Source organism: Streptomyces bobili (assembly GCF_002154575.1).
Classification (GTDB): Bacteria; Actinomycetota; Actinomycetes; order Streptomycetales; family Streptomycetaceae; genus Streptomyces; species Streptomyces bobili.
On record NZ_MUBA01000133.1, the window covers coordinates 1 to 5,587 of the forward strand.

4 protein-coding genes and 1 pseudogene are annotated in these 5,587 nt (G+C 71.0%); 3 read left to right on the forward strand and 2 right to left on the reverse strand.

All coding sequences use genetic code 11. From position 1 onward, the window contains the following. Positions 1–94 precede the first annotated feature (94 nt). Positions 95–1,483 carry an ethanolamine ammonia-lyase subunit EutB gene (locus tag BZL64_RS12125; protein WP_086768949.1) on the reverse strand — a complete coding sequence of 463 codons (1,389 nt, stop codon included), beginning with the start codon at positions 1,481–1,483 and terminating at the stop codon, positions 95–97. Between the two features lie 203 nt (positions 1,484–1,686). Between BZL64_RS12125 and BZL64_RS12130 the strand changes: the two genes are divergently transcribed. Next, positions 1,687–3,198, forward strand: coding sequence for an APC family permease (locus BZL64_RS12130; RefSeq protein WP_086768950.1), 1,512 nt, complete (start codon positions 1,687–1,689; stop codon positions 3,196–3,198). Between the two features lie 90 nt (positions 3,199–3,288). On the opposite strand, the gene BZL64_RS12135 is transcribed toward BZL64_RS12130, so the two are convergent. Then, complete coding sequence (locus BZL64_RS12135; RefSeq protein ID WP_086768952.1) at positions 3,289–3,816, reverse strand: GbsR/MarR family transcriptional regulator; 528 nt, start codon at positions 3,814–3,816, stop codon at positions 3,289–3,291. A 73-nt stretch (positions 3,817–3,889) separates the two neighbouring features. On the opposite strand from BZL64_RS12135, the gene BZL64_RS12140 reads away from it, so the two are divergent. Together BZL64_RS12140 and BZL64_RS12145 are read left to right on the forward strand one after the other, a co-directional pair. After that, positions 3,890–4,798 carry an ABC transporter ATP-binding protein gene (locus BZL64_RS12140; protein WP_086768954.1) on the forward strand — a complete coding sequence of 303 codons (909 nt, stop codon included), beginning with the start codon at positions 3,890–3,892 and terminating at the stop codon, positions 4,796–4,798. Beyond that, positions 4,795–5,587, forward strand: a pseudogene (locus BZL64_RS12145) (ABC transporter permease); the annotation flags it as partial. The gene BZL64_RS12140 and the pseudogene BZL64_RS12145, both read left to right, overlap by 4 nt.

Sequence of the window (5,587 nt, forward strand, 5' to 3'; positions counted from 1 at the left end):
ACGGGCTCGACGGGCTCGACGGGCTCGACGGGCTCAAGGGGCTGAACGGGCCCAAAGGGCTCAAGGGCCTCCGCGCCTTCGTGACCGGTCGTCGTCATGCCGCGAGCCCCCGTCCGATCGCGGTCAGCGGATGGCCCGCGACCTCGCGGATGCCGCCTCGTCCGTCCAGCAGCCCGATCGACTCCAGCCATGCCTCGAACTCCGGCGCCGGACGCAGGCCGAGCACCTCGCGCAGGTACAACGCGTCGTGGTACGAGGCCGATTGGTAGTTGAGCATGATGTCGTCGCCGCCCGGTGTGCAGATCACGAAGGAGGCGCCGGCCACGCCGAGCATGGTCAGCATCGTGGCGATGTCGTCGTCGTCCGCGTCCGCGTGGTTGGTGTAGCAGATGTCCAGGCCCATCGGCAGGCCGAGGAGCTTGCCGCAGAAGTGGTCCTCCAGGGCGGCCCGCAGGATCTGCCGGCCGTCGTAGAGGTACTCGGGGCCGATGAAGCCGACCACGGTGTTCACCAGCAGCGGGTCGTACCTGCGGGCCACGGCGTACGCCCGTGCCTCGACCGTCTGCTGGTCGACGCCGTGGTGGGCGCCGGCGGAGAGGGCGCTGCCCTGGCCGGTCTCGAAGTACATGACGTGGTTGCCGACGGTGCCCCGGCCCAGCGCCCGTGCTGCCTGGTGCGCCTCGTCGAGGAGGCCGAGGGTGACGCCGAAGGAGGCGTTGGCGGCCTGGGTGCCCGCGATCGACTGGAAGACGAGGTCGACGGGGGCACCGGAAGCCATCAGGTCGATGCTCGTGGTGACGTGGCAGAGCACGCAGGACTGGGTGGGGATGGCGTAGCGCCGGATCACCCCGTCGAGGAGGTCGAGCAGGTCCCGTACCGCCTTGGGGCTGTCGGTGGCCGGGTTGATGCCGATCACGGCGTCCCCGGAGCCGAGGAGCAGGCCGTCGAGGAGGGCGGCGGCGACGCCCGCGGGGTCGTCGGTCGGGTGGTTGGGCTGGAGGCGGGTCGCCAGGCGTCCGGGCAGGCCGATCGTGGAGCGGAACGCCGTGACGACCCGGACCTTGCGGGCGACCGCGACGAGGTCGGCGTTGCCCATCAGCTTGGAGACGGCGGCGGTCATCTCGGGCGTGAGGCCGGGCGCGAGCGCGGCGAGCGCCGGGGCGTCGGCGGCCTCGGACAGCAGCCATTCCCGGAACTCGCCCACGGTCAGTGCGGCGACCGGCGCGAACGCGGCCCGGTCGTGCGTGTCCAGGATCAGCCGGGTGACGTCGTCGCTCTCGTACGGGATCAGCGGCTCGGTGAGGAAGGCGGCCAGCGGGACCTCGGCCAGGGCCCAGCGGGCGGCGACGCGCTGACGGGCGTCGTCCGCGGCAAGGCCGGCGAGGCGGTCGCCGGAGCGTTCGGGGCTGGCGGAGGCGAGGAGGCGGGCGAGGGAGGCGAAGCGGTACCGCTCGCCGCCGAGGGTGGCGGTGTGAACGCTCATGTCGGCGACCGTACGAGGGGTCCCGGCCGGGGTCCATGCTCTCGCGCAGAGTTAACAAGAGCGTTCGACCGGCCCACCCTCCAAAGGTCTGGTTGACAAATATTTAACCGGCCCAGCCCCCTTGTCGACTCATCCGCACTACAGCATCCTCCTTCAGCAGGACATCCGGCAGGAGATCCGTGAAGTCAGGAAGGGGCCACCCGATGGCAGTGGACGAGGGCATCGCCCCGGCGGCGAGAACGAGCGACCCGGGGACCGTGCACCGGCTAAAACCCAACGCTGTGGGCCTGCTGGGCGTGGTCTTCATGGCGGTGGCGACGGCCGCGCCGATCACCGCCATGACAGGCAACGTGCCCTTCATGGTGTCGTCCGGCAACGGCATCGGCGCCCCGGCGAGCTACCTCGTCGCAATGGTCGTCCTGGCAATCTTTTCCGTCGGATTCACCTCGATGGCGAAGCACATCACCGCCACCGGCGCCTTCTACGGCTTCATCTCCCACGGCCTCGGCCGCAGCGCCGGTCTCGCCTCCGGACTCCTCGCGACCTTCGCGTACGTCGTGTTCGAGCCGGCGCTGATCGGCATCTTCTCGACGTTCGCCACGACGACCCTGAAGGACCAGAGCGGGCTCGACGTGCCGTGGTGGGCGTTCGCGATGCTGATGCTCGCGGTCAACACGATGGGCACCTGGTTCGGCGTCTCGGTCGCCGAGAAGCTGCTCGTCGTCCTGCTGGCGACCGAGGTGACGATCCTGGCGGCGATGGCGATCTCGGTCGCCCTGCACGGCGGCGGCCCCGACGGCTTCACCTTCGGCCCGGTCAACCCGGTCAACGCCTTCCAGGGCACGAGCGCCGGCCTCGGTCTCTTCTTCGCCTTCTGGTCATGGGTCGGCTTCGAGTCGACGGCGATGTACGGCGAGGAGTCCCGCGACCCCAAGAAGATCATCCCCAAGGCGACGATGATCTCGGTCCTCGGCGTCGGCGTCTTCTACGTCCTGGTCTCCTGGATGGCCATCACCGGCAACGGCGAGAAAGAGGCCGTCGCGGCCGCCTCCTCCACGAACCCCCTCGCCCTGTTCTTCGACCCGACGGAGCAGTACGTCGGCCACTGGGCGGTCGTCGTCATGCAGTGGCTGATGATCACCGGCTCGCTGGCCTGCGGCATGGCCTTCCACAACTGCGCCGCCCGCTACATGTACGCCCTCGGCCGCGAGGGCGTCCTGCCCTCCCTGAAGAACACCGTCGGCCGCACGCACGCCCGGCACGGCTCCCCGCACATCGCGGGCCTGGTCCAGTCACTGATCAGCGCTGTCCTGCTCGGCGCCTTCTGGCTGGCCGGCAAGGACCCGTACACGGGGACGTACGTCCTCCTCGCCATCCTGGGGACCATGGCGATCCTCGTCGTGCAGGCCGTCTGCTCGTTCGCGGTGCTGGCGTACTTCCGCTCGCACCACCCCGAGAGCCGGCACTGGTTCAAGACGTTCACCGCGCCGCTCCTCGGAGGGGTCGCGATGCTCGCGGTGGTCGCGCTGCTGGTGTCCAACATGAGCGTGGCGGCCGGACCCGAGTCGGACTCGGTGGTCCTGAAGGCGACCCCGTGGATCGTCGGCCTGATCGCGGTGGCGGGCTTCGGCTACGCCCAGTACCTCAAACGGCGCTCGCCGGAGCGGTACGCGCTGCTGGGCCGGACGGTACTGGAGGAGACGAAGGAGCGCTGAGCGGCTCCGCCCACGGCTGGCCCTGGCCCGGCTCCGCCTAGGGCTGGCCCTGGCCCGGCTCCGCCTAGGGCTGGTCCCGGCCGGCTCCGCCTACGGCCGGCCCTGGCCCTTGCCGAAGACCTGCTCGCGGTGGACCCGCCACCGCTCCATCATGGCCGCGATCTCGCCCTCGACGAACTCGAAGAAGGCGAGCGTCTCGGCCATCCGGCTGCCCGCGGGGGTGTCGGCGCCGAGGCTGGCGACGCCCTCGCGCAGGGCGCCCTCCCACCGCTTGAGGACCGTCTCGCGATTGGTGAGGGCCTCGTACCACTGATCGCTGTGCACCCGGTAACGCTCCCGGCGTGAACCGGGTTCCCGCTCGCGGGCCACCATGTGCTGCTGCGACAGATACCGGACGGCACCGGAGACGGCCGCCGGGCTGATCCGCAGCTGCTCCCCCAGCTCGGTCGAGGTCATCGCGCCCGAGTCGGAGGACAGGAGCGCGGCGAAGACCCGCGCGGCCATGCGCTGCATGCCCGCCTCGACCAGCTGCGCGGCGAAGGACTCGACGAACCTCGACACGGCCTCCGCGTCCCGCCCGCCCTCGGTACGGGCCCCGGCACCGACTGCTTCGCTCATGGTCACACCTTATCGACCCTTCCCAGCCTTCCTTAACTTCACAAATTTCTGAAGTAAGCGTACGTTCTGAAGCATGACGAAGGCCATCACCGTGTCCGGACTGCACAAGTCCTTCGGCCGCACGCACGCCCTCGACGGACTCGACCTGGAGGTCGAGACGGGCGAGGTGCACGGCTTCCTCGGACCCAACGGCTCCGGCAAGTCCACCACCATCCGCGTCCTCCTCGGCCTGCTGCGCGCCGACTCCGGCGCCGCGCAGCTCCTGGGCCGCGACCCCTGGCGGGACGCGGTCGAGGTACACCGCCGCATCGCGTACGTCCCCGGCGACGTGACCCTGTGGCGGAACCTGACCGGCGGCGAGGTCATCGACCTCTTCGGCCGGCTGCGTGACGGGGGCCTGGACACACGGCGCCGCGCCGAACTGATCGAACGCTTCGAACTCGACCCCACCAAGAAGGGCCGCACCTACTCCAAGGGCAACCGGCAGAAGGTCGCCCTGGTCGCCGCGTTCGCTTCGGACGTCGACCTGCTCATCCTGGACGAGCCGACCTCGGGCCTGGACCCGCTGATGGAAGGGGTCTTCCAGCGGTGCGTGGAGGAGGAGCGCGACCGGGGCCGCACCGTCCTGCTCTCCTCGCACATCCTCAGCGAGGTCGAGGAACTCTGCGACCGGGTCAGCATCATCCGCCAGGGCCGCACGGTCGAGACCGGCTCACTGGCCGACCTGCGCCACCTCACCCGCACCAGCGTCACCGCCGAACTCGCCGGTGAACCCGACGGGCTGGCCCGACTGCCCGGCGTCCACGACCTCGACGTACAGGGCCGCCGGGTCCGTCTCCAGGTCGACGCCGACGGGCTCGACGCCGTCCTGCGGTCGCTGAGCGAGACGGGCGTGCGGTCGCTGACGTCGACGCCGCCCACGCTGGAGGAACTGTTCCTGCGCCACTACCAGGCCGAGCCGGTGGAGGTGACGGCCCGATGAGCACCCTCGCACCCCAACTCGCGGGAACCGGCACGCTGGTGCGGTTCGCGCTGCGCCGCGACCGGGTCATGATCCCGCTCTGGGTGGGCGTCAACGCCCTGATGGTCCTCTCCATGCCGAACACCCTGAAGGGGCTGTACGGCACACCCGGCGAACGCGCCGACCTGATGGAGCAGATGGCGGCCAACTCCTCGCTGCGCGCCCTCGTCGGCCCCGTCTTCGACGACTCCCTGGGCGCCCTCACCGCCTGGCGCGTCGGCGTCTACGCCGGTGCCCTCGCGGCCGTGACCAGCATCCTGATCGTCGTACGGCACACCCGTGACGAGGAGGAGAGCGGCCGTCAGGAGCTGATCGCGTCCGGCATGGTGGGGCGGCGCGCCTCGCTGACGTCGGCCCTGCTGACGGCGGCGGTCGCCGACGCGGTCCTGGCCCTGCTGGTCACCGCCGGACTGGCCGGACGGGGGGTGGCCGGGGCGCTGGCTCTCGGGCTGGGCCTCGCGGCCGTGGGCATGCTCTTCGCGACCATGGCGGCGATCGTCGCGCAGCTCACCGAGAGCGCGCGGCTCGCCCGCGGTCTGACCTCGGGCGTGCTGGGCGCCGCGTTCGTGCTGCGCGCGGCGGGCGACTCGGCGACGGACGACGGCTCCTCCGCCCTGACCTGGCTGTCGCCGCTGGGCTGGCTGGAGAACCTGCGGCCCTTCGCGGACGAACGCTGGTGGGTGCTGGCCCTGTTCGCGGCGGCGATCGCCGTACAGGGCGTGGCCGCGTACGTGCTGGCGGGCCGCCGGG

Coding starts and splice junctions, on each gene's coding strand:
- BZL64_RS12140 (WP_086768954.1), top strand. CDS start 3,890: ATGACGAAGGCCATCACCGTGTCCGGACTGCACAAGTCCTTCGGCCGC.
- BZL64_RS12125 (WP_086768949.1), bottom strand. CDS start 1,483: ATGAGCGTTCACACCGCCACCCTCGGCGGCGAGCGGTACCGCTTCGCC.
- BZL64_RS12135 (WP_086768952.1), bottom strand. CDS start 3,816: ATGAGCGAAGCAGTCGGTGCCGGGGCCCGTACCGAGGGCGGGCGGGAC.
- BZL64_RS12130 (WP_086768950.1), top strand. CDS start 1,687: ATGGCAGTGGACGAGGGCATCGCCCCGGCGGCGAGAACGAGCGACCCG.